This window comes from Mesorhizobium loti, from assembly GCA_014189435.1.
Lineage (GTDB): Bacteria > Pseudomonadota > Alphaproteobacteria > Rhizobiales > Rhizobiaceae > Mesorhizobium > Mesorhizobium loti_G.
The window spans coordinates 1,486,000-1,510,017 of the sequence record CP050293.1; the positions used below are offsets into that span (position 1 = coordinate 1,486,000).

22 protein-coding genes and 1 pseudogene are annotated in these 24,018 nt (G+C 63.7%); 19 read left to right on the plus strand and 4 right to left on the minus strand.

Annotation, left to right across the window (positions count from 1 at the left end; translation table 11 throughout):
* Nucleotides 1-62 precede the first annotated feature (62 nt).
* The gene (locus HB777_07240; GenBank protein QND63714.1) at nucleotides 63-320 is read right to left on the minus strand and encodes a hypothetical protein; all 258 of its coding nucleotides are present in this window, start codon (nucleotides 318-320) and stop codon (nucleotides 63-65) included.
* A gap of 73 nt (nucleotides 321-393) precedes the next feature.
* On the opposite strand from HB777_07240, the gene HB777_07245 reads away from it, so the two are divergent.
* The 10 genes and pseudogenes from HB777_07245 to HB777_07290 all read left to right on the plus strand — a co-directional run bounded on the left by HB777_07245 (nucleotide 394) and on the right by HB777_07290 (nucleotide 9,443).
* Nucleotides 394-663 carry a DUF982 domain-containing protein gene (locus HB777_07245; GenBank protein ID QND68698.1) on the plus strand — a complete coding sequence of 90 codons (270 nt, stop codon included), beginning with the start codon at nucleotides 394-396 and terminating at the stop codon, nucleotides 661-663.
* A gap of 230 nt (nucleotides 664-893) precedes the next feature.
* Entirely contained in the window at nucleotides 894-1,619 is a 726-nt protein-coding gene (locus HB777_07250) for a GntR family transcriptional regulator (protein QND63715.1), read from the plus strand.
* A 3-nt stretch (nucleotides 1,620-1,622) separates the two neighbouring features.
* Nucleotides 1,623-2,664 (plus strand): annotated as a pseudogene (locus tag HB777_07255) (ADP-ribosylglycohydrolase family protein).
* Nucleotides 2,661-3,632, plus strand: coding sequence for a ribokinase (locus tag HB777_07260; protein ID QND63716.1), 972 nt, complete (start codon nucleotides 2,661-2,663; stop codon nucleotides 3,630-3,632). The pseudogene HB777_07255 and the gene HB777_07260 overlap by 4 nt, the downstream one beginning before the upstream one ends.
* Before the next feature lie 57 nt (nucleotides 3,633-3,689).
* On the plus strand, nucleotides 3,690-4,751 hold the full coding sequence (locus HB777_07265) for an ABC transporter substrate-binding protein (protein ID QND63717.1): 1,062 nt from the start codon (nucleotides 3,690-3,692) through the stop codon (nucleotides 4,749-4,751).
* A 67-nt stretch (nucleotides 4,752-4,818) separates the two neighbouring features.
* Nucleotides 4,819-5,682: an ABC transporter permease gene (locus HB777_07270; protein QND63718.1), complete on the plus strand. Its 864-nt coding sequence runs from the start codon at nucleotides 4,819-4,821 to the stop codon at nucleotides 5,680-5,682.
* On the plus strand, nucleotides 5,682-6,470 hold the full coding sequence (locus HB777_07275) for an ABC transporter permease (GenBank protein ID QND63719.1): 789 nt from the start codon (nucleotides 5,682-5,684) through the stop codon (nucleotides 6,468-6,470). Before HB777_07270 ends, HB777_07275 begins: the two co-directional genes overlap by 1 nt.
* Nucleotides 6,470-7,534 carry an ABC transporter ATP-binding protein gene (locus tag HB777_07280; GenBank protein ID QND63720.1) on the plus strand — a complete coding sequence of 355 codons (1,065 nt, stop codon included), beginning with the start codon at nucleotides 6,470-6,472 and terminating at the stop codon, nucleotides 7,532-7,534. The genes HB777_07275 and HB777_07280 overlap by 1 nt, the downstream gene beginning before the upstream one ends.
* 236 nt (nucleotides 7,535-7,770) lie before the next feature.
* Complete coding sequence (locus HB777_07285; protein QND63721.1) at nucleotides 7,771-9,021, plus strand: DUF521 domain-containing protein; 1,251 nt, start codon at nucleotides 7,771-7,773, stop codon at nucleotides 9,019-9,021.
* Nucleotides 9,018-9,443: a DUF126 domain-containing protein gene (locus tag HB777_07290; protein ID QND63722.1), complete on the plus strand. Its 426-nt coding sequence runs from the start codon at nucleotides 9,018-9,020 to the stop codon at nucleotides 9,441-9,443. Before HB777_07285 ends, HB777_07290 begins: the two co-directional genes overlap by 4 nt.
* Before the next feature lie 91 nt (nucleotides 9,444-9,534).
* Here the strand turns inward: HB777_07290 and HB777_07295 are convergent, their stop codons facing one another.
* Nucleotides 9,535-10,620, minus strand: coding sequence for a siderophore-interacting protein (locus HB777_07295; protein ID QND63723.1), 1,086 nt, complete (start codon nucleotides 10,618-10,620; stop codon nucleotides 9,535-9,537).
* Nucleotides 10,621-10,622: 2 nt separating this feature from the next.
* The gene (locus HB777_07300; protein QND63724.1) at nucleotides 10,623-12,743 is read right to left on the minus strand and encodes a TonB-dependent hemoglobin/transferrin/lactoferrin family receptor; all 2,121 of its coding nucleotides are present in this window, start codon (nucleotides 12,741-12,743) and stop codon (nucleotides 10,623-10,625) included.
* A gap of 181 nt (nucleotides 12,744-12,924) precedes the next feature.
* Here HB777_07300 and HB777_07305 point away from each other — a divergent pair, with 181 nt between their 5' ends.
* Nucleotides 12,925-13,872, plus strand: coding sequence for an ABC transporter substrate-binding protein (locus HB777_07305; GenBank protein ID QND63725.1), 948 nt, complete (start codon nucleotides 12,925-12,927; stop codon nucleotides 13,870-13,872).
* A gap of 9 nt (nucleotides 13,873-13,881) precedes the next feature.
* Here HB777_07305 and HB777_07310 read toward each other — a convergent pair whose 3' ends face one another.
* Entirely contained in the window at nucleotides 13,882-14,910 is a 1,029-nt protein-coding gene (locus tag HB777_07310) for a LacI family transcriptional regulator (protein ID QND63726.1), read from the minus strand.
* 336 nt (nucleotides 14,911-15,246) lie between these two features.
* On the opposite strand from HB777_07310, the gene HB777_07315 reads away from it, so the two are divergent.
* The 8 genes from HB777_07315 to HB777_07350 all read left to right on the plus strand — a co-directional run bounded on the left by HB777_07315 (nucleotide 15,247) and on the right by HB777_07350 (nucleotide 23,996).
* The gene (locus HB777_07315; GenBank protein ID QND63727.1) at nucleotides 15,247-16,860 is read left to right on the plus strand and encodes an extracellular solute-binding protein; all 1,614 of its coding nucleotides are present in this window, start codon (nucleotides 15,247-15,249) and stop codon (nucleotides 16,858-16,860) included.
* An 82-nt stretch (nucleotides 16,861-16,942) separates the two neighbouring features.
* Entirely contained in the window at nucleotides 16,943-17,803 is an 861-nt protein-coding gene (locus HB777_07320; protein ID QND63728.1) for a carbohydrate ABC transporter permease, read from the plus strand.
* Complete coding sequence (locus HB777_07325; GenBank protein QND63729.1) at nucleotides 17,800-18,759, plus strand: sugar ABC transporter permease; 960 nt, start codon at nucleotides 17,800-17,802, stop codon at nucleotides 18,757-18,759. The genes HB777_07320 and HB777_07325 overlap by 4 nt, the downstream gene beginning before the upstream one ends.
* Nucleotides 18,756-19,847, plus strand: coding sequence for an ABC transporter ATP-binding protein (locus HB777_07330; protein ID QND63730.1), 1,092 nt, complete (start codon nucleotides 18,756-18,758; stop codon nucleotides 19,845-19,847). Before HB777_07325 ends, HB777_07330 begins: the two co-directional genes overlap by 4 nt.
* A gap of 1 nt (nucleotide 19,848) precedes the next feature.
* Nucleotides 19,849-20,910 (plus strand): ABC transporter ATP-binding protein, encoded by a 1,062-nt coding sequence (locus HB777_07335; GenBank protein ID QND63731.1) that lies wholly within the window; start codon nucleotides 19,849-19,851, stop codon nucleotides 20,908-20,910.
* A 35-nt stretch (nucleotides 20,911-20,945) separates the two neighbouring features.
* Nucleotides 20,946-22,043 (plus strand): Gfo/Idh/MocA family oxidoreductase, encoded by a 1,098-nt coding sequence (locus HB777_07340; protein ID QND63732.1) that lies wholly within the window; start codon nucleotides 20,946-20,948, stop codon nucleotides 22,041-22,043.
* 26 nt (nucleotides 22,044-22,069) lie between these two features.
* Complete coding sequence (locus HB777_07345) at nucleotides 22,070-22,984, plus strand: sugar phosphate isomerase/epimerase (protein QND63733.1); 915 nt, start codon at nucleotides 22,070-22,072, stop codon at nucleotides 22,982-22,984.
* A gap of 67 nt (nucleotides 22,985-23,051) precedes the next feature.
* Entirely contained in the window at nucleotides 23,052-23,996 is a 945-nt protein-coding gene (locus HB777_07350) for a substrate-binding domain-containing protein (protein QND63734.1), read from the plus strand.
* The last annotated feature ends 22 nt before the right edge of the window (nucleotides 23,997-24,018 follow it).

Consider the following 24,018-nt stretch of genomic DNA (forward strand, 5'->3'; position numbering starts at 1 on the left):
GTTCCTTCGGAGGAATATATATTAAAACGATGTTCTATTTCACCGGCCTTGGTGCCAATCGATCATTCCATGTCAGGTACGTCGCCGCTGACGAAGAGCGTGTTTGGCGGGCCGTATTCGCCCAGCGTCGGGTCGGCCTCGCGGCTCCAGGCGATGACGCCGGCATGTTTTGCGGCCAAAGCCTTAGCGGTGCGTATGGCGCGATCCTCGCTCTGCTGGTCGGCGGGTCCAAAGGCTGGAAACAATTCGCCATCCTCGCCGCGATCGAACGCGACCACGACGATCAGCCTGGGATTTTTCTGGCCACTGGAATCGGACATCTTGCACCTTTGGCGCGGAACCTATCACAATACAGGGAATTGGGTCGGCACGTTCGATTCCGGAGGTGGGGTGGTGCAAGACCAGCGTTTCGATGAACCGGTCAGGATTGCGCTCGGCCGATCGCGAAACTCGATCTTCAATGTGGAGAGGGTCGCTCAGGCTGCTGACATCCTGATGAACCGCTGGCCGGTTGTGACCGGGCAAAGGCACATGGTTGCCCGCAAGGTCTGCCTGGCCGTCCTTGAAGGAAAGAAAGAAGCCTCGGCGGCACGGGCGGCGTTCATCAACGCCGCGATCGAGGCGGACATCCTCGTTGAGCCTCGTGAGGTGTCGATACCGTAGCGTGTCCGGCCAAGGTCGAATCAAGACCTGGCGCTATCCTCTTGATTGATTGCGGTCTTTTCGGTTGATCGGGGGTCGGTTTTTCGGAATCCGTGTGCCGGCCTGTCGTCAGCGGTTTTGTTGGCATTCCGCAACATTCGCGCCCGTTGGCCTGCTTTTGGATCCGTTGACACGGCGTCGGTGCTCATATATTGAACAGGATTATACAGGTTCACTGAACAGGTACCTATATGAAGCGGCGTGCGGTTCAACTATCTCCCGGCACGGGCAAACCCGAGCAGATCGCCACCGTCCTCGAACATGAGATACGCTCCGGCGTTCTCGGTTTTGGCGACCGCCTGCAAAGCGAGAACGAACTCGTCCAGCGCTTCTCCGTCAGCCGCAATACGGTCCGCAAGGGCCTCGAGGAATTGTCCAGCCGCGGACTGATCACCACCAAGGTCGGCATCGGCTCGTTCGTCACCTTCGACGGCAAGCCGGTCGATGACGCCATCGGCTGGTCGCGCGCGCTGGCCAACGCTGGCGCCAATGCCGAGACGCGGACGCTGCGGCTGGAGGTCATCGAAGACACCGATCTGGCTGCGCTGCTTGGTATCGAAAGCCCGTTCTTCATTGCCGTCGACCGGGTGCGCACCAACGCCAGCGACGGCCATGCGATCTCCATCGAGCGCAGCCGGCTGCCATTGTCACCCGAGCTTGAGGACGTACCGTTGCGCGGATTGCGCGAGGGCTCGCTGCACCAGACGCTGCGCGTCGCCGGCCTCATTCCCGACCATGGCGAGGAATGGGTCGAGATCGAGATGCTCAATGCCGAGGATGCGGCCATCCTCGGCTGCCCGCAAGGCACGCCGTTCCTGCGCGGCCGCCGGTTGACGCGTGCGGCCGACGACCGGCCGATCGAATATGTCACCAGCCTGCTCAACCCGGCGCATTTCGCGCTGCATATGAGGTTCTGAGCGATGTCGGATGCAACCAGCAAGGCCATTGATCGCGCCATGGGCGCTCTTGTCGGTGGAGCGCTGGGAGACGCGCTCGGCATGCCGACGCAGCTTCTGTCGCCGGCGCGCATTGCCGAACTCTACGGCCATGTCGAGGATTTCATCGCGCCTTTCGCCGACCATCCGGTGTCGAAGGGACTGGCTGCCGGAACCATCACCGACGACACCGAGCAGGCGCTGCTGCTTGGCCGCATCCTGGTCGAATCCGGCGACCGTTTCGACCACGCACGCTGGGTCAATGCGCTGCTCGACTGGGAGCGCGAGGTCAAGGCGCGCGGCAGCTATGACCTTTTGGGGCCGTCGACCAAGCGGGCCATCGACGCCATCAACAATGGCGTGCCGGCTGAGGAAGCAGGACGCAGCGGCGACACCAATGGCGCGGCCATGCGCATCGCGCCAGTCGGCATCATGATGCCGCTCGAACCGTTGGAGGCGTTCGTCGCCAAGGTGGCGGAGACCTGCCGGGCGACCCACAACACCTCGATCGCCATCGCTTCCGCCGCTGCCGTTGCCGCTGCCGTCAGCCGCGGCGTCGCCGGCGGCGACTGGCGCGATGCTTCCGCGAGCGCCGTCGCGGCGGCGAGGCGAGGGGCGACGCTCGGCCATTGGGTCACCGGCGGCGACATCGCCGCGCGTATCGTCTGGGCACAGGACATCGTGCGCGGCAAGGCGATCAGGGATGCCATCCGGCTGATCACCGATCTGGTCGGCACCGGCGTCGCCAGCCAGGAATCCGCTCCGGCGGCCTTCGCCGTGCTGGAAGTCGCGCGTGGTGACCCCTGGCAAGCAGCCGTCATCAGCGCAGAATCTCGGCGGCGATACCGATACGATCGGCGCCATCGCCGCCGGCATGGCCGGTGCCTGCAGCGGTTTTTCCCGATTGCCGCAAAAGCACATCGCCCGGCTTGTCGGCATCGACATGTCAGAGGTTCGCGCGCTTGCCGCCGACCTTGTCGCGGCAAGGGTGGCGAAAACCGGTTCCGGCAAGGATGCCGCGGCATGAGCGGGCGTCTCGTCCATATCGGTAGTGCTGTGGTCGACTATGTCTACCGCATCGATGCCTTGCCGGCGCCCGGCATGGAAAAGACGGCGTCGAGCTTTGCGCAGGTCGCCGGCGGCGGCTTCAACATGATGGTCGCGGCCAGCCGCACCGGCATGCAAGTGGTGTTCGGCGGCCAGCTCGGCAGCGGGCCGAACGGCGACTTTCTGCGTGCTGCTTTCACAGCCGAGGGCATCGCGACGCTGACGCCGCAATCGTCCTTGATGGACAGCGGCAATTGCGTCGCCATGATCTCGAGCGACGCCGAACGCACCTTCGTCTCGTGGCCGGGGGCGGAGAGCGTGCTCAGCCTCGACATGATGGCGCCGGTCGCGGTGGCGACGGGAGACTGGGTGTTCACCTCCGGCTATACGCTGAGCTACCCCGCAAGCCGTGACGCACTCACCGACTGGATCGAGGCATTGCCGGCTGAAACACCTTTCGCCTTCGACCCGACGCCGGTCATCCCGGACATTCCACGCTCCATCCTGTCGCGGGTGCTTGCCCGCACCACATGGCTGAGCTGCAACACGACAGAGGCGGCCGAGATTGCCGGCCCGGGCGATATCGAGGCTGTCGCGGCACGGCTTCTCGCCGACCACTGCCCGAAAGCAGCGGGCGTGGTCATCCGCGCCGGCGCGAAGGGTTGCCATATCAGGTTGGCCGACGGGTCAGCGCAGACCATTGCCGGCTTCAAGGTCAGCGCCATCGACACCAATGGCGCCGGCGACACCCATATCGGCGCTTTCGTCAGCGCGCTGGCGCGCGGCATCCCGCCCTTCGGGGCAGCGCGCTATGCCAATGCGGCGGCGGCTGTTTCGGTCACCCGCCACGGCGGCTCGTCGGCGCCGACCGATCACGAAATCCAGACATTCCTGAGCCATGCCGCCGACCCGTCGGATGCAGGCCGGACACAGAAGGCCAATGCATAACAGCTGGAAAGCCTGACAAGCCCGGGAACCGGGCAAACCCACAGAGAGGAACCAACCATGCGCATGCCTGACTTGACTGCTCTGCTGACGGCGACCGCCGTCTTTACCTCCGCACTCGCGTTCGCCGCCAAGGCCGACGAAGTGCATGTGCTCAACTGGAAGGGTTACGGCGCCGACGAGCCATGGGCCGTCGAGGCTTTCGAAAAGGCGACCGGCAACAAGGTCGTCAACGACTTCTTCAATTCCGAACAGGAGATGCTGACCAAGATCCGGACCAATCCCGGCCTCTATGACGTGGTCATGATCAATGCCGCCTTCAACGATCAGGCGATGGACGGCAAGCTAATCCAGCCGATCGACGTGTCCAAATTGCCGAATTACGCCGACATCAGCAAGGACAAGGCGGGATCGCCTATGCTCGTCCATGACGGCAAGGTCTATGGCGTGCCGTGGGTGTGGGGCCTGACGGCGCTCGCCATCAACGACAAATCCTTCGACAAGCCGCCGACGAGCATTGCCGAGATGTGGGATGCAGCCCACAAGGGCCGCGTCGTCATTCGCGACGATGCCGTCGAGGCGGTGCAGTTCGGCGCCATCGCCACCGGCCAGAACATCAACGACATCAAGGATATGGATGCGGTCAAGGCGAAGCTCACTTCGCTGATGCCGCAGATCAAGACCTTCTGGAGCTCGGAGAACGACTGGAACCAGATGGTCGCCTCCAACCAGATCGATATCGGCACCTATTGGAGCGGCTCGGCCGACCGCGCCAAGACGCATTTCAAGCTGCCGGTCTCGCTGGTCGTGCCGCAGGAGGGCGCCGTCGCCTGGCTCGACGCGTTTTCGATCCCCGTTGGTGCCAAGAACGTCGCCGGGGCCGAGGCCTTCATCAATTACATGATCGACCCGAAATTCTACGTCGAATGGGTCACCAAGGTTGGCGCTCCGGTCTCGGCCAACACCAAGGCGGTGGAAGCGCTGCCCGAGGACGCCTTCAACCGCAAGGTGATGGGCGACCCCGAAGTGGCCAAGCGCATCCAGTTCCAGGCGCCGATCACCGACGCCCAGCGCGAAGCCTATCTGGCGCTGTGGCAGCAGCTCAAGGTCGACGTGAAGTAAAGCCGACATCCGGGCCAGCCGGCGGCTCGCGCCGGCTGGTTCTTCCAATCCTGGGGAGGAGGGTATCATGGCAGCTGCGACAGCGTCGCGAAGCGGGCTGAGATCGGCATTGCCGCTGCTGGCGCCGGCCTATCTCTGGCTGACGGTGGCGATCTTCCTGCCGCTGTCTGCCATGGTCTTCTTCTCGTTCATGACCGAACTGCCGCTGTCAGGAAAGCCCTGGGCGTTCACCCTTGGCAACTATGCCGCCTTCTTTTCGCAAAGCCTCTATCTGACGCTGCTGCTGGCCTCGCTGCGCCTTGGCCTCGAGGTGACGCTGTGGTGCATCGTCATCGGCTATCCCGCTGCCTATGTTCTGGCCAAGGTGCTGAAAGGGCGCAGCCGCGAGGCCATCTTCCTGCTTGTCATCCTGCCGTTCTGGTCGAACGGTCTGGTGCGGATCTTCTCCTGGGCGATGGTTTTGCGAGAAGGCGGCATTCTCGACACCGCGCTCAACGCGGTGCTGCCGTTCAAGATCAACATTGATCTCATGTATTCCTATCCGGCCGTCATCATCGGACTGGTGCATTCCTACGTGCCCTACATGGTGCTGACCTGCTACCTCACCTTGCAGGCGATCGACGACTCGCTGATCGAGGCCGGGCGCTCGCTTGGCGCTTCACGGCTGCAGGTGCTGAGGCGGGTGATCATCCCGCTGTCGATGCCCGGCCTGGTCGCGGGTGCGGCACTGATCTTCGTGCCCGTGGTCGGCTCGTTCATGGAACCGCGCATCCTCGGCGGCCGCACCGGCACTTTTTACGGCACGGTCATCGAGGACCAGTTCGTCGCCGTGTTCAACTGGCCGCTCGGTGCGGCGCTCTCCTTCATCCTGCTGGCCGTGGTGCTGGTCATCCTGGCAATTGCCTCGCCAGTGCTGCGGAGGGCTGCGTGATGGCGACGACCCGCATCCTCGAAGGACTTAGCCGCCTGTACATCGGGCTGCTGCTCGCCTTTCTCTATCTGCCCATCATCATCATGGCGCTGATGTCGTTCAATGTCTCGCCCTTCTACCAATTGCCGTTCGAATGGACGACCGAATGGTACGCCTCGCTGTGGCAGAACGAGCAGCTGATCGCCGCGACGTGGAACAGCGTCGAGATCGCCGTCATCACCACGATCATCTGCGTCGTGCTCGGCTCGGCGGCATCATTGGCGCTCTATCGCTATGAGTTTCGCGGCAAGAAATTCCTGCAGGCGCTGCTGTTTCCGCCGATCGCCATACCGTGGCTGATCACCGGCACGGCGATGCTGATCTTCTTCTTCGGAGTCGGCATCGGCCGTGGCCTGCATGCGATCCTGCTCGGCCATGTCGCACTGGCGCTGCCCTATGTCATCGTTGTCGTCTCGGCGCGGCTGCAGACCTTCGCGCCCGAACTGGAAGAGGCGGCGCGCTCGCTCGGCGCCAACCAGTGGCAGGTGACGAGGCGCGTCACGCTGCCCTGGATCATGCCCGGCGTCATCGCCGGCGGACTGTTTGCGTTTGCCGTGTCGTTCGACCAGTTCGTCGTGTCCTATTTCCTGGCGACACCGGGACAGACCACGCTGCCGGTCGAAATCTATGCCGCGATCCGCAAGGGTTTCACGCCCGAGATCAACGCGGTCTCGACAATCATCATTGTCGTGTCGATGGCGCTGATGCTGCTCACGGCGCGGTTCTTCAAATTCGGCGGAGAGAAATAATGGCCGGCGTGCAGGTATCGAATGTTTCGCGCAGTTTCGGTGCCCACAAGGCGCTGGACGACGTCTCCATAGATTTCGCCGATGGTGGTTTCTATGCGTTGCTCGGGCCATCGGGCAGCGGCAAGACCACGCTGCTCAGGCAGATCGCTGGGTTCGATTTTCCCGACTCCGGTCGGATCACCATCGGCGGCGAGAGCGTCGAGCGCGTGCCGGTCGAGAAGCGGCGCATCGGCATGGTGTTCCAGAATTATGCGCTGTTTCCCAATATGAGTGTTGCCGACAATGTCGCCTTCGGCCTGTCGGTGCGTGGCGAGGCCAAGGCAGTGATTGCGACGGAGGTGCAGCGTGCGCTCGATCTGGTGCAGCTCGGCAAGCTCGGTGGCCGCCGCCCGCACCAACTCTCCGGCGGTCAGCGCCAGCGGGTGGCGCTCGCCCGCGCCATCGTCACCAAGCCGCGCGTGCTGCTGCTCGACGAGCCGCTCGGCGCGCTCGACAAGGCGTTGCGTGTCGATATGCAGATCGAGCTGAAGCGCATCCAGCGCGAGATCGGCATCACCACCATCTTCGTCACCCACGACCAGGAAGAGGCGCTGACGATGAGCGACCGCATCGGCATATTGCGCGACGGCAGGCTGGTGCAGGAAGGGCCGCCGGAGGAGATTTACGACCGGCCGAAGAGCGAGTTTGCCGCCACCTTCCTCGGCGACGCCAACATCTTTCGCGGCGACACGACGGGCAGTGGCATCCGGCTGCCGGACGGCACGGCGATTGCCGCTGGCGCCGGCGCGACGCTTGCCGCCGGCGCCAAGGCAAGCTGCGCCGTGCGGCCCGAACGCATCCGTATCGGAACGGATGCCGGGGTGGCGGATGGCAACGCCAACATGCTCAAGGGGCAGGTCTCCAAGCGCATCTTCGCCGGCAACAACAGCACCTACTTCGTCGAGCGTGGCGGCCAGACGTTGAAGGTGATTGTGCAGAACACCGGCATGGAACGGCTGGCGGAAGGTCAGGATGTCGTGCTGCGCTGGTCGCCGGAGAGTACGGTGTTGATCGCGGCGGGTTAAGTAGGACTGTGGACGGATAGGACGGCTGGCGTTCCGTGGCGCCCCCCTCTGTCCTGCCGGACATCTCCCCCTCAAGGGGGGAGATCGGCTGTCATCGTTGGTTTTCGCAAATCTCCCACATTGCAAAAAGTGCAATAAGGCCGAAGCTGCTAAATTCCCCCCTTGAGGGGGAGATGCCCGGCAGGGCAGAGGGGGGCGCTGTCCCGCCATAAAATCGAGTAAGGCCCGGAGCCGCGATGACCTTGGAATTGACCGCACAGGACCGATCCATGCTCGACGGCGAGCAAGGCCTGTCCGCAGCCGCTGCCATGAAAATCCTGGTCGCGTTTTCCAATGCGGTCGGGGCAGGCAGTCTGCTCGACATTGCCGGCGCCCATATCGATGGCTGTCTCTACCACGGCAAGGCTGGTCTCGATTTCGTCGAGCGGCTGGTCGAAGGCGGTGGCCGTGTCCAGGTGCCGACGACATTGAACGTCGGTTCGTTCGATCTCATCCATCCCGGCATGGTCAAGATGCCGGTGGCGGAAGAGGTGCCGGCGCGACGGCTGATGAAGGCGCATCTGGAGCTTGGCTGCCAGGCGACCTTCACTTGCGCGCCTTACCAGACGCGGTTCCGGCCAGGCTTTGGCGAGCAGATCGCCTGGGGCGAATCCAACGCCATCGTGTTTGCCAATTCGGTGATCGGCGCGCGCACGAACCGCTATGGCGATTTCATCGATCTGTGCTGCGCCATGACCGGCCGCGCGCCGGCCTGGGGCTTGCATCTGAGCGAGAACCGGCGCGGCCGGATTTTGTTCGAGTTGGATGTCGCGGGCCGCGAACCGAGCGACAGCCTGTTCGTCGGTGTCGGGCTGATCATCGGGCAAGCGAGCGGCGACCGCATTCCGGTGATCACAGGCCTGCCGCAACCGCGTGACGAGGACCAGTTGAAGGCGCTGGGGGCAGCGGCGGCAACGACGGGTGCTGTGGCGCTGTTCCATGCGGTCGGCATCACGCCGGAAGCCAGCACCCTGGATGAGGCTTTCCAGGGCCATGCGCCTGATGAGACGATCCGCATCACCCGCGTCGATATCGACCATGCGTTGGCCAGGCTGTCTGGCGTGCCCGATGGCGCGCCGCTGGCGGCCGTCTCGCTCGGCACGCCGCATTTTTCGCATGAGGAATGGATGCGGCTGTTGCCGTTGCTGCGCGAGATCGCGCCGGGCAGGCGCATCCCGATCTATGTCAACACCGGGCGTGCGACGCTGACGCGATTGCAGGAGGAGGGCGCGCTTGATGGCATGGAGGCGTTCGGCCTGATCCCGGTCGCCGACACCTGCACCTATGTCACCTCGATCCTGGAGCGCCTCGACGGCGTGGTGATGACCAATTCCGGCAAATGGGCGCATTACGCACCCGGCAATATCGGCGTGTCCGTCGCCTTCGCGGAGATGAGGGATTGCATCCGCTCCGCTGCGGTCGGGCATGTCGTGCGGAGCGCTTCATGACGCGACCGGTGGAACGAACCGGCACCTTTCAGTTGGCCGGCGCGGCCGAAGGCCAGGCGCTGGTGTTTTCGCAGCCGCTCAGCTTCTGGGGCGGCATCGATGCCGAGACCGGCGAGATAATAGACCATTCCCATCCGGGCCTCGGTCAGAATGTCGCCGGGACAATCCTGGTCATGCCGAGCGGGCGCGGCTCGTCGTCTTCATCTTCAGTGCTGGCCGAGGCGATCCGTCGGGGAACGGCGCCGGCCGGTATTCTTCTGGAGCGGCCGGACCCGATCCTGGCGGTCGGCGCCATCGTTGCCGAATTTCTCTACGAGATCCGTATGCCGCTGCTGGTGTGCGACATTGCCTGGGTTATATCCGGAGAGCGGATCGCTATCGGCATTGGGGCGGATGGCGGGGCGGTCATTCGCAAAGTCTAGGGACCAGTGCTCGCTGGCCAAGGTCAGCGCCGCCCTGAGGGGCAGCGCCGACGCCTCTCGGTCCACGCTGCCATCAACGGCGCTTCGGACCTCAGCCCGCCATCAATCCGGCAGCACCACGCCGCCAGTAGGCCGCTGCCAGCGTTTGATCGCGGCCGAGCCCAAGCGTGTCGCGCCAATATTCGCGCACGATCTTGGCGGCAGCGGCTTCCGCCGCGAACCAGCCGAAGGCCGAGCCACCTTGCGGCCATGCCACCGAGCGGACAGCCTCGGCCAGCAGCCTGTCTTCGCCCGCCGGCACGCCGTCCCGCGTCAGCCAGTGCAGCTCGATGGCGGTGGCGTTGTCGATTTTCTGCTTCTCACGCTCGTCGGCGATTTCGACGAAGGCGACGCCTCTGGTTTGTGCCGGCAGGGTTTCCAGTAGCCGCGCCAGCGCGGGGAGACCGGTTTCATCTGATCCCATCACATACCACTCCGCCTGCCGCACCGGGCGGCCGACCGGTCCCATAATGCCGACCTTCATGCCGGGCGCTGCCTGCATGGCCCAGTTCGAGCCGACGCTCTCGCCGGGATGGACGAGGAAGTCGACATCGATGATGCCCTTTTCCACGTCGAGCGCGCGGATGGTGTAGACGCGCGCCACCGGCCGCCGGTCATCGGCCGGCCAGACCGGCAAGCCGTTGCCGCCGAGCACAGGCCAAAGCGGATCGCGAACCTCCCTGGTCGGAAACAGTATGCGGATATGCATGCCGCCGAATTTGGCGAAACGGCTGAGATTCTCACCGGTAAGGCGGATGCGGCGCATGTGCGGGGTGAGATCGCGGACATCCGTCACCAGCATTTTGCGGAACTGGGCGAGGTGGGTTTCACCTGAGAGATCGCCGGTCCAGACGATTTCGGGGTTTTCCTCTCTGGCATAGACCTGCACCGCCGTGGCAAGCAGGTCCTTGATGCGGGCAAGTCCGTCGCGGTCGGCGGCATTGGCCCGCATCACAAGCCGTTCCATGTCGAAAGAGGCGGCGCCAAAGGCAAAGCGGAAATCGATGCGCTGGCCATGGTGCGAAGCATCTGCCTCGAAACTCTGCAGCCTGTCGCTGATGCTGTCCATGTAGTCGGGCAGGTGGCGCAGGTCGAGGCGCGCCTCGCAGGTCAGCTCGCTTGCCGATGCTTCGCTCATTCTCAGCCTCCGATCCTGCCGGTGAGGGCCACCTTGAAGGTGCGGCCCTTGCCTTGTTCGGTTGCCGCCGTGGTCGACCATGCGCTTTGCGGGTCGGTGTAGGCGGTGTTGAAGACGTTATCGACGCCGAAATCGAGCTTCAGCCTGTCGCTGACGCGCCAGTTGGCGAAGACGTTGACCAGATCGAAACCGTCATCGACAACCGGCACGGCGTTGGGATTGGTGCGGCTGGTGCGGGTGATCTTGCCGACGCTGAGATATTGCGCGCCGACGGTGAGCTGGTCCTCCAGCATGCGGAAGCCGATCGTGGCCGAGAAGCGGTCCAGCGGCGTGTTGTTCAGCGCCTGGCCGGAATAGACGCCGCTGACGACCTTGGCGTCGATCAGCGCGCCGGCGAGGTTCACAAAACCCCAGTTGTAGTCGTAGACCATCTCGGCCTCGACGCCCTTCAGGCGGGCGTCGCCGATGTTGATCGCCGTGCGCGGCAGGACGGTCAGGTCAACGTCGATATAGTCCTCGACGGCGGTGTGGAAGACGTTGACCTTGGCGCGCAACCGGTCGCCCACCGTCAGCAAATCGTCATATTTCACGTTGATGCCCGCCTCCCAGTTCTTCGCCGTCTCGGGTTGCAGCAGAAGATTGGGCCGGTATGTATCGCCGCCGCCATGCGCGCCGCCGCCGCGGAAGACATCCTGCAGGCCCGGCGCCCGGTAACCTTCGGAATAGGTGCCGTAGAGCTGAAGACCGTCGAATGGTGTGACGCCGACGGTGAGGCGTGGCGACCAGCGGTCACCGGAGATCGAGGCTTCCTGCGGCGACGGGATGCGCGTTTCGCCATCGAGCTGGTAGCCGTCATAGCGCATGGCCGCGATCACCTGCAGCCAGTCCTCGTAGTCGCCCTGCCATTGCAGGAAGCCGCCATAGCCCTGCTGCTCACCGGCGCCGAAATGCGCCGCTTCCGACGACGCTTCGAGATAGTAATAGTCGAGCCCGTAGGTCAGCGTGTGGGCAAGTCCCCAGGCGTCGAAGCGAGAGGAGTTCTTCACGTTGAAGCCTGTCGTGGCGACGTCGTAGAAGCGGAAATTGCCGATCGCCGAGGTGGGCCAGACCTGTGTCTGCTCGGCGCGGGTGCGGTTGTGGTAGGCATTGGCGCTGAAGTCGATCAGCTCACTGTCGTCAGGCTTCCAGGTGTAGGCCGCGGTGTAGGTCTGGTTGGTGGTGTTGGTGTCGTAGCGGCTCAGCGTCGGCGAGGTCGAGCCGCTCGATCCGGTGATCTGGTCGTTATAGCGCTGCAGGATGGCGCCGAGCTTCAGCTCGTGGCCGTCGGCTGGCCGCAGCGTCGTCTTCAGATAACCGCTGGTCACCCGCTCGCCGGTCCAAGGCACGGTGTCGCCATTGCCGTCGGTATAGCTGTCGCGGTCGCGGTAGATGAGGTTGCCGATGATGTCGGCATCGTCGCTGAAGCGGTAGGCGCCGGTAGTGCTGGTGGTGAAGCCGTCGCCATTGTCCTCATAGCCGAGCTTCTCGCTCAGCGCCCAGCGCTCGTCCTTTTTGAGGAAGTCGCCGGCATCCTTGGTCTCGAAGGAGACGACGCCGCCGATGCCGCCGGAACCATAGGCATTCGACACCGGGCCGCGAATGACGGTGGCTTCCTTGATCAGGTCGGGCTCGACGTAGAACGAACCCGAACCGTGACCGACGCGCCAATAGTCCTGACGGGCGCCGTCAAGCGTTACGACGACGCGGCCATATTGCTCCAGGCCGCGAATGTTGATGGCTGTCGCCGGGTCGTCGCCATTCATTGAGGCGGCGACGCCGGGCGTGGTGCGGAAGATGTCGGCGGCGGTGTCGGGCTGGATGCGGTCGAGCTCGTCGGAATCGATGGCGCTGATGGCTGCCATCGATTCGATGACTGCGGTCTTGATCATCGTCGCCGAGATGGTGATGAGGTCGAGCATCGTCGCCGGTTGCGCGGCCTCGGCCGGCGCCAGGCGGCCGGTCTTGGCGGCGGCCTTTTTCTCCTGGTCCTGTTCCTGCGCGCTGGCAAAGGGCACGGCGCAAAGGCCGAGCACAAAGGCAAGCGCGGTGCTCGCCATCAAGGTCGTGTTTGTTGTCGTTGTCATGCAGCCCCCAAGCAAAAGCAAAAACTGCTGGCGGTGGCTGAAGGGCCTTGGCTGGCATGATCGAGAATCCCTCGACCAGGCGGGTCAGGGCACGGGTCACATATTAAAACATGATGACATGAGTCAACTTTAAATTTATAGCCGACCATCATCGAGAAGCATCTGGCACGGGAGCGGCGGCATGGTCGGCAGTGTGGGGGAGGGCAAGAGGATCAGCTCGCCGGGCAGAGTCGCGGCGGTGCTGCTTCTGGCGCTGTCGGTGCTGGTGCCTTCCTGCGGCTTCACGGCGCTGGCCGCCGAGACGGTTGTCGACGCGCTGGGACGAACCGTCGTGCCGGGATCGGCAACGAGGATACTGACGCTCGGCTCCGACGTCACCGAGATCGTCCATGCGCTCGGCGCCGGCGAGCGGATCATCGCCATCGATCGCGGCAGCAAGTATCCGCCTGATGTGACCGAAAAACCCAACGTCGGCTATCGCCGCCAGCTTTCGGTGGAGGGCGTCGCGGGCCTGCGCCCTGACCTGATCCTGGCGGCCGAAGACAGCGGACCGCCCGAGGCGATGGAGGTGCTGAAGTCGCTCGCAATCCCGATCGTCTTCATCCCGCAGGACAACACCCCGCACGGCATCGAGCGCAAGATCACGCTGATCGCCGCCAGCCTTGGGCTCGAGGACAAGGGCAGGGCGGTTTCCACCGAAGTGCTCGCTGCCTTCCAGGCCGCAGCCGATCTGGCTGCGAAAATCCCGCCGGCGCGGCGCAAGAAAGTGGTGTTCTTCCATGGCCTTGTGAAGCTGAGCGCGGCCGGCGCCGGCACCTCTGCCGACGCCATCATCCGCTATGCCGGCGGCCTCAATCCGATGGATGTCGTGCAGGGTTACAAGGCGGCGTCGGAGGAGAAGCTGATCGAGATGGCGCCGGATGTGATCCTGATGATGAGCGACGGCAAGGGCGGCCCGACATCAGAGCAGGTGTTCGGCAATCGCGCGCTGGCGGCAACGCCGGCGGCGGCCAACAAGGCGCTGGTCGTGCTCGACGGCGCCTACATGATTGGCTTCGGCCCGCGCACGGCTGATGCGATCCGCGACCTGGCGAAGGCGCTCTATCCGGAAACGGAGAGGGTTGACTAGGCTTGCTGCTCAAATCTCCGGGATGTTCTCCTTGAAGATCACCTGCAGTCTTGGCTGGTGCAATTCATAGGGCAATCCCCTGACCGCATGGGTCAGAGTGTTGAGCGCTTCGCGGGCCTCGACACGCGGATTTTGGTCGATGACCGCGTCGAGCGTGCCGTCGAGCAGAAGGTCCTTGGTGCCGTCGGTCACCTCATGGCCAAGGAAAACCATGGACTGGGCGCGGCCGCGCTCCTTGAGCGCGCGGGCGATGCCGGTGTTGCCGGCGCCGACATTGTAGATCGCGGCAAGGTCGGGATGCCGCTCCAGAAGGGCTGACGCTTCCGAATAGGCCTTCTCGCGGTCGTCGAGCATTTCGCGCATCTCGACGATCTGCAGATTGGGCGATTCCTCCGTCAGGATATGGCGGAAGCCCATCTCGCGTTCTTCGTGGCCGCGATAGGACAGCGAGCCGGCGAACAGCGCCACCTTGCCCGGACGCCCCGATCCCATGAAGCGATTGAGCAGATAGCCGGCCAGCCGCCCGGCGGCGCGGTTGTCGATGCCGATATAGGCGACCCTGGGCACATGCAGGATGTCGGAGGCGATGGTCACCACCTTGATGTCGTTGGCCGACAGCGAGCGGATCGCCTCGCGCACCGTCGGATGGTCAAGCGCGATGACGCCGACGCCTTGCGTCTGTCCGCGCAAATCCTGCAGCAGCCGGGCGAGACCGTCCGGGTTGAAGCCTTCGATGGTGGCAATGTGCACATCGAGGTCGGGCCGTGATTGCGCCTGCGCCTCGATCTGGCGGTGCAGCATCTTGATGAAGGAATTGGTGCCGGCGGGCAGCGCGAAGTCGAGCCGGATGACGTCGCCGGGCAAGGGCCGCGGCGGCGCTCCGTTCGGGCTTTCGGCGATGTAGCCAAGTCGCTGCGCCATTTCGAGCACGATTTCACGTGTACGCGCCCGCACGCCGGGGCGGTTGTTGAGCACTCGGTCGACCGTGGCGGCCGAGACACCGGCTTCCCGGGCTATGTCAGTCAGGGTGGACCGCACCGTGTTTCATCTCCTGCATGCGTCAGATCGGCTGGCGACGGCGTCTCTGCCATCGGCGATTCTGATGGGAAATGATGTATCCGCCCTTGGCCGATGTGCAAGCCGCCGGGCTAAATCAAATGATCCGGCTGGGCTGTGCAGGGTCGGGGAGAGGCGTTTTCCATCAAATCGAGGCATCAAGAGTACGGTATGGATCCCGGTTTTGCACATTTCTCCGCCCTGTTTGCAATGTTGTGAGGTGTTTTGATTATTTATGATGTTGACAGCCTTCCCATGCTGCCGTCAATATCCCTCATAGGGTCGTGGAGGAAACGTGGCCCTGAGGGAGGAGTTTCAATGTCTGACTTGATCCGCATCTCGCGGCGCCGCTTGCTGGCGTCCGGAGGAAAGGCGGCCGTGATCATGGCCGCCGCTGGTATCGCACCGCAATTCATTCGTCCCGGCCGCGCCTTTGCGGCCGACGCGCTGGCGCCAGGCATGATCGGCGGCCCGACGGGCTTCGATGGGGCCGAGCGCTACCAGTATGGCGCCGACACGCCGGAAGGCCGCGCCATCGAGGCAGCCAAGGCGCTGAAGGGCGCCGGCAAGGCGCCGGCCAAGATCGTGCTCGGCCTGTCCGACGGCTCGATCGGCCAGCTCACACAGCCGTTCCCGGCCGGTGCGCCGTCGATCAAGGATTTGTGGGAAAAGGAGACCGGCATTCCGATCGAAATCGTCGGCCTGCCGAACGGCCAGGAATTCACCAAGACGATGCAGGACATCTCCACCAAGGGTGGAGCCTACGACATCTACTCGACCGAATGGAACCGCCTCGGCGACCTCGCCGAAACCGGCGGCATCGCCAAGCTCGACGACTTTGTCGCGCAGCATAAGCCCGAGTGGGACGATCCCGTCAGCGGCTATGTCAACGGCGCCAAGGGCGTGTCGCTGCTCAACAAATATCGCGGCTCGAACTATGGCGTGTCGCTGGACGGCGACTTCCAGACCTGGGTCTACCGCACCGATCTGTTCGGCGACGAAGCCGAGAAGAAGGCCTTCAAGGACAAATACGGCTACGATCTGGCGCCGCCGAAGACCTGGAAGCAGCATGGCGACATCGCCGCCTTCTTCCAGCGCCCGGACAAGGGTCTGTTCGGCTCGACCGACCTGCGCAACCAGGGCTGGGGCTACACCAACTGGTATCAGCGCTATGTCTCGATGGCCTCGCCCAACCAGTTCCTGTTTGGTGATGACGGCAAGCCGATGATCAATTCCGAGCAAGGCATCGCGGCGACCAACGAATATGTCGCTTCGCTCGCGCATCATTCGCCGGATGCGATCTCCTGGGGCTGGCCTGAACAGTACGGCAATTTCGCCAAGGGGGGTGCTGCGATGACCTGCGCCTTCTCCAACCTGCCGAAATTCCTCGACAATGCCGGCAACAAGGACTCGGCCGTCACCGGCAAGATCGGCTCGATGCTGCCGCCCGGCCGCGAGATCGACGGCAAGCTGATCAGCCGTTCCGTGCTGTGGTTCTCGCTGACCGGCATGGTCTCGGCGCAGTCGAAAAACCAGGAGGTCGCCTATCTCCTGCTGCAATGGCTGGGCTCCGCCCGCATCTACGCCTGGATGAGCGCCAATCCCGGCGGCTATCTGGATCCGTTCCGGCTGTCGGATTTCTCCGATCCGCTGGTGCGCCAGACCTATCATGCCTACCACATGGACGTGGTGCGCGAGACGGTGGCGCGCACCGTGCCGACCATCAACTATCCCGGCGCGACAGCCTTCCACAATGCGCTCGACGAGAACCTGATGGCGGCGCTGACCAAGGCCAAGACGTCAGAGCAGGCGATGGCCGATACCGAGGCCGAGTGGAAGAAGATCGCCCGGCGCACCGGCGAGGACAAACTGCTCGAAGCCATCAAGACCAACAAGGAGGCCTGGCCGACAGTTCTCGATCCGATCGTCTGATCCTTCTCCCTGGATCACATCGAAGGAGGGGAGGAGCTTGCTCTCTCCCCTCCGCCCACAACGCCACCAGCAAAGCCGCCAGATGAAGCGTTCCATTCCCTTCGAGATATTCCGCTACGCCGCGATCCTCGCGGCCATGGCGGTGACGCTTGTGCCGATCCTGTGGATGGTGTCGATGGCGTTCAAGCCGATCGCCGAATGGTCGGCGACCGGCGCCGACCTGACATGGTGGCCGAAGAACCCGACGCTCAGCAATTTCCGTTTCGTCTTCGGCGAGTCGACCAACAATCTGATCGTCGCGCTCGACCGCACGGCGCTGAAGCCGATCCTGTCGTCGCTGCTGTCGGCGGTGTTCGGCACGGTGATCGCCATGTCGGCGGGCACTGCCGCGGCTTACGGACTGTCGCGTTTCGGCTCCGGCCAGAACCTGCCGCTGGCGCTGATCCAGCTCAGGCTGTTTCCGCCGATGGCGGTGATGATCCCGGTGATGATCATGTGGGCCTTTCTCAATTTCACCGACAGCTGGTGGGGGCTGGCGCTGATCTACGGCATCGTCACCTTGCCGTTCGCCTTCTGGCTGATGAAGACCTTCTTCGACGACATGCCGCGCGAGATCGAGGAGGCAGCCCTTGTCGAGGGTTGTTCACGGCTGCGCGTCTTCACCCGCATCACCCTGCCGATGATGCGCGCGCCACTGGCAAGTGCTGCACTCTTCGTCTTCATCCTCAACTGGTCCGACTATCTGATCGCACTGCTTCTGACGACGCGCGAATGGGTGACCATCCCCGTCTACATGGCCTCGCTGTCCTCTTCGATGACCGGACAGCTCTATGGCGCCAAGGCGGCGCTTGGCCTGATCGCGGCCGTGCCGCCGGTGATCATGGGCATCGCCATCCAGCGCCATCTGGTGCGCGGGCTGACTTTCGGGGCGCTCAAGCAATGAGCGCGGTGACTGCCATGGTTTCAGAGGACGAGATGAAAACCGCTGGAGCAAGGCCGGTTTCGCGCGACGAGGGCGCAAGGCTGGGTTTCCGGCTGACGCTGCCGGCGCAGATACTGGTGCTGTTCATCTCGGCCTTCCCGCTGTTGATGCAGCTCTACATCAGCGTCACCGACTGGTCGCCGCTGTCGGGTCTTGGCTGGTGGAACGCCTGGTCGCTGTGGAACAATTTTGCCAACTACACCGACCTTGCCGCCGATCCGCGCTTCTGGAGCGCGCTGAAGCGCACGGCCATCGTCATGATTGTCTGCGTGCCGGCGGAGTTCCTGCTTGGCCTCGCGCTGGCGACGTTGTTTGCCGACGATTTTCCGGGCAAGCGGATCTTCTATTCGATCCTGCTGATGCCGATGATGGTGGTGCCGGCGGTGGCCGGCTACATGTTCTTCATGCTGTTCCAGTCGGGCGGCCCGGTGAACGACATCTTGTCGTCGCTCACCGGCTCTCCGGTCACCATCGCCTGGCTGTCGGATCCGACGCTGGCGCTGATCGCGGTGATGGTCGCCGACATCTGGCAGTGGACGCCGCTGATGTTCCTCATCCTGCTTGCCGGCTTGGTCGGCGTGCCGGAGGATCAGATCAAGGCGGCGACGCTGCTCGGCGCCAATCCGTGGCAGCGCTTCGTCACCATCGTGCTGCCGAAGATGAAGACGATCATCATCATCGCACTGGCGATCCGGGTGATCGAGAATTTCAAGATCTTCGATACGCTCTACATCATGACCGGCGGCGGTCCCGGCGTCGCCACCGAGACCATCTCCGTTTACATCTACAAGCTCACCACGCAGGATCTGATCTGGGGCTATGTCGCAGCGATCGCGCTGGCCATATTGATCGTGCTTTCGATCGTCGCGGTGTTCGCCATGAAGCGCATGGCGCGGGCGCGCGAGGTACCGGCATGAGCGCCATTCACCTGCAGAACCTGGTCAAGAAATTCGGCGACTTCACCGCGCTGAAGACCATGGACCTGGCAATTGCCGATGGCGAGTTCATGGCGCTGCTCGGGCCGTCGGGGTGCGGCAAGTCGACGACGATGAACATGATCGCCGGCATGGAGGAGCCGACCGGCGGCAAGATCCTGTTTGGCGAGCGCGACATGGCCGGCGTGCCGATGGGACGGCGCGGCGTCGGCTTCGTCTTCCAGAACTACGCTATCTTCACCCATATGACGGTGCGCCAGAACCTCTCCTATGGACCGAGGATGCGAGGCGCTGCGAAAGTCGAGATCGACCGCCGTGTCGGCGCCATCGCCGAAATGCTGCAGCTGACCCCGCTGCTCGACCGCAAGGCCGACCGGCTGTCGGTCAACATATTGCAGCGGGTGGCGATCGGCCGTTCGGCGATCATGGAGCCGGCGATCTTCCTGCTCGACGAGCCGCTGTCCAATGTCGACGCCGCTTTCCGGGCCGTCATGCGCACCGAACTGAAGCAGTTGCAGCGCCAGTTCCGCCAGACCATGGTCTATGTCACCCACGACCAGCTGGAGGCGATGACCATGGCCGACCGTATCGCGGTGATGGACCACGGCGTGTTGCAGCAGGTCGGCACGCCGCTCGAGGTCTACAACGATCCGGCCAATGTCTTCGTCGCACGCTTCATCGGCGCGCCAGGCATGAACCTGCTCAAGGGCAGGCCGGCGGAGAGCGACCGCGGGCTGGTCGTCGATCTCGGACCCGTGGGCATCACCCCGCCGCTGCCGGGTGAGCTCGCGGCGGCGCTGCGCGGCGCGCGCGGCGAGGTGCTTTACGGATTCCGGCCGGAACAGGCGACGCTGGTGCAGAATGGGCAGGGCCTCACCATGCCTGTCACCTTCGTCGAACGGATCGGTGCGCGCACCATCGTTCATCTCGGCCATAGCGAAAATGCGGTGAAGGCGGTGTTCGACAACGATGTCGGGCTGGCGATCGGCGACACCGCGATCGTTGCCCCCACCGCGTCGTCGGTGCGCATCTTCGACGCCGCTACCGGCCTTGCGATGAAGGCAGGTTGAGATGGCCGATATCGTCTTCCGCAATGTGACCAAGCGCTACGGCAACACACTTGCCGTCGACGACGCCTCGTTCACAGTCAACGACAACGAATTCTTCTGCTTCTTCGGGCCGCCGCTGTCGGGCAAGTCGACCATCCTGCGCCTGGTGCTCGGGCTGGAGACGCCTGATACCGGAGAGATCCTGATCGGCGGCAGGCTGGTCAACACCGTGTCGCCGGCCGAGCGCAACGTCGCCATGGTGTTCCAGAACCTGGCGCTGTTCCCGCATATGAGCGCGCTCGACAATGTCCGCTTCCCCCTGGTCGAACGCCGGGTCGCCGAGGTCGAGATCAAAAGGCGGGTCGCCGACGTCGCGGCGAAGCTGCATATCGGCCACATCCTGCACAAGCCGCCGGGACAGCTTTCCGGCGGCGAGCGGCAGCGTGTGGCGATTGCGCGTGCCCTGGTGCGCGATCCCAACGCCTATCTGATGGACGATCCGATCTCGGCGCTTGACGCCAGGCTGCGCGAAGAAACGCGCGTCGAGCTGAAGCGCATCCAGCGCGAACTCGGCAAGACGCTGATCTATGTCACGCATGACCAGGAAGAGGCGATGTCGGTCGCCGACCGTATCGCCATCCTGGAGGATGGCAGGATCAGGCAGATCGGCGCGCCGGCCGAAATCTATGACCGCCCGGCCAGCACCTATGTGGCGCGGCTGCTCGGCTCGCCTGTCATGAACATCCTGAGATCGGTGCGCGGCGAGGGCGGTATCGAGGCTGCCGAAGGCACGATCCATATCAAGGACAAGACGGTGCCGGCGGATGCCATCGAGATCGGGCTGAGGCCGGAAGATATCAAGGTCAGACCGTGGGCGGACGGTGGGCCAGGCCGCCCGGCGCGGGTGTTCGAGGTCGAACCGCTTGGCGGCTACACCGTGGTGACGCTCGCTGCCGGGCAGTCACGGCTGAAGGCATTGCTGCGCGGCCAGCCCGACATCCGGCCGGACGCCATGGTGGCGATATCCTGCGAGCCAGCTCGCGTGCATTATTTCGGACAGAGCGGGGGAGCGCTGGCACGATGACGGCGGCCGCAAGACACGAGCTTCGGGAGGATCAGATGGCAGGCAATGGCTTCGAGCCGGACGTGAAGGTCCGCACGAAGGAATACAGGATCGGCTGCGTCGGCGCCGGCATGATCATGGCCGAATGCCATCTCGCCGCCTACAAGGAAGCTGGCTTCCCGGTGATAGCGATCGCCTCGCGCACCAAGGCGAGTGCCGAGAAGGTGGCGACGCGTTGGGCCATCCCGACCGTCCACGACACGCCGGAAAAGCTGATCGAGGACGAAAATGTCCAGATCATCGACCTTGCCTTCCCGCCCGACCTGCAGCCGGCGCTGATCCGTCACGCGCTGAAGCAGAAGCACATCAAGGCGATCCTGGCGCAGAAGCCGCTGGCGCTGTCGGTCGAGGAAGCAGTCAAGCTGCGCGACGAGGCGGCCAAGGCCGGCAAGATCCTCTCGGTCAACCAGAACATGCGCTACGACCAGTCGATGCGCGTCTTGAAGCAGATCATGGACAGCGGCGCGCTGGGCGACATCGTCTTCGCGCAGATCGACATGCACGCCATCCCGCACTGGCAGAGCTTCCTCGAGGATTACGACCGGCTGACGCTGGCCAATATGAGCGTGCACCATCTCGACGTGCTGCGCTTCCTGTTCGGCGATCCGGACGAGATCACCACGCTGACCCGCAAGGATCCGCGCACGAAATTCGACCACTCGGACGGCATCACCGTGTCGACGCTGCGCTTCCCGTCCGGCGTGCTCGCCGTGTCGCTGGAGGATGTGTGGTCCGGTCCGCGCCAGGATGGCTACAAGGACGACCAGCACATCAATTGGCGTGTCGACGGCACCAAGGGCGTCGCCAAGGGCACGATCGGCTGGCCGACGGGTGCTGCCTCGACGCTGACCTACGCCTCGACCGAGACGACCGGCGGCGAGTGGGTCAGCCCAAGCTGGGACACGATGTGGTTCCCGCACGCCTTCATCGGGGTGATGGAGCAGCTCCAGCACGCGGTGAAGACCGGCACGCCGCCGGCGCTGTCGGTCGCCGACAACGTCAAGACCATGGCGCTGGTCGAGGCGGGCTACCGCTCGATCGACGAGAGCCGCACGGTCAAGCTTTCCGAAATCTCGACAACTTCAATCAACTGAATCGCTTACAGGGAGGAATTCACACCATGATGCAATCCGGGATCTTTACGGGGTATTTCCCCTACGGCCTCGAAGAGACTGCGAAGAAAATTCGCGGCCACGGTTTCAACACCGTGCAGCTCGACCTTCATTTTAAGGATATCGATCTGTCGGCCGGCCAGATCACCAAGGATAAGGCCAAGGAGGTTCGCGACACGTTCCGTGCCCACGACCTGCCGATCTGCTGCATCTCAGGCTACACCAATGTCATTCATCCCGACCTCGCGCACCGCAAGGCGAATGTCGATCGGCTGAAGGAAATCATCCGCAACGCCCGCCAGCTCGGCAGTCCTTACGTGATCTCGGAGACCGGTACCTACAACACCGAGAGCGAGTGGATGAGCGATCCCAAGAACAAGTCCGAAGAGGGTTTTGAGATGTGCCGCAAGGTGATCTCCGAACTGGCGCAGGAAGCCTATGACCACGGCTCAATGTTCCTGCTCGAAACCTACGTCAACAATGTCGTCGGCTCGGTCGAGGAAACGGTGAGGATGTTCGCGCAGGTCGACCATCCGGGCCTCGGCCTGCTGATGGATCCGACCAACTACTTCGAAAGCCACAACATCGACCAGATGGACAAGGTGCTGAACCAGGTGTTCGACACGCTGGCCGACAAGGTCAAAATCGCGCATGCCAAGGATGTCGCACGAGCCGGCGACGACAAGAGCGAGAAGCATGCCGACATCGGCGATGACGACGCGCTGGCCTCGCACACCTTCCGCGGCGTTGGCGAGATGGTGCTCAACGCGCCAGGCACCGGCTCGCTGAACTACGACCTCTATCTGCAGCGCCTGTCGCAGAAGAATCCGAACATCCCGGTGATCATCGAACACCTTTCGGAAGACGACGTGCCGAGGGCCAAGAAATTTCTCGACGACAAGTTCCGCGCCAACGGCCTCTGACCGGCTGTGCGCCGCCCTTTGCCGGCGGTGCATCCGGCTTGGAAGCAACAACAAGGGAGGAATTGCAGTGTTGAAATTCGGATTGAAACTGGCGGCGGCCGCGACTGTGTTCGCGGGCATCGCATTCGCCTCGCAGGCATTGGCGCAGGATGGGCAGAAAACCTTCTACCTGCTGTCGCATGGCGGTCCGTCGGATGCGTTCTGGCTCGACTGGAATGCCGGCGCCACCAAGGCCTGCGACCAGCTCAAGGTGACCTGCAAGATCTCCTTCAGCGGTGGCGACATGGCAGCGCAGAAGGAGGCCTTCAATTCCGCGCTTGCCGCCAAGCCCGACGGCATCGCCACCACCTCGGCGCAGCCGGGCCTGTGGACCGAGGAGGTCAAGGCTGCCAAGGCGGCCGGCATCCAGATCGTGTTCTTCAATACAGACGATCCGGCGACCGGACGGCAGGCCTATGTCGGCGCCGATCTCAAGGAGGCCGGCGTCATCTGGGCCAAGTATCTGGTCGACCACAAGATGGTGAAGCAGGGCGACAAGGTGTTCCTGCCGGTGGAAGTGCCGGGCGCCAGCTACCAGCAGCTGGAGACCGAAGGCATCGCCAGTGTCTTCGATCCGCTCGGCATCAAATATGATGTGGTCGATTGCGGCACCGATCCGGCCGGCATCATCGCCAAGATGACCGACTACATGGTCGCCAACAATCCACCGGCGATCATCGCGCTCGGCGATTCCGTGGCGGCCAGCGTCAAGCGGGTGTTCGACGGCGCCGGCGTGCCGGCCGGCAAGATCCCGGTCGTCGGCTGGGGCAATTCCAAGGAGACCGCGGAGGCCGTCAAATCCGGCTTCGTCAACGCGGCCGCCTGGCAGTTCCCGTCGGCGCAAGGTTTCATGCCGGTGGCGTTGCTCGGGCTCGCCGCGTCGGGCGAGCCGATCGGCTACGACATCCACACGTTCAGCCTCTACGACGCCTCAAGCGTCGAACCGATCCTGAAACTCTACAACACGAAGTGAAAGCCGGTGCCCGCGGCGCAGG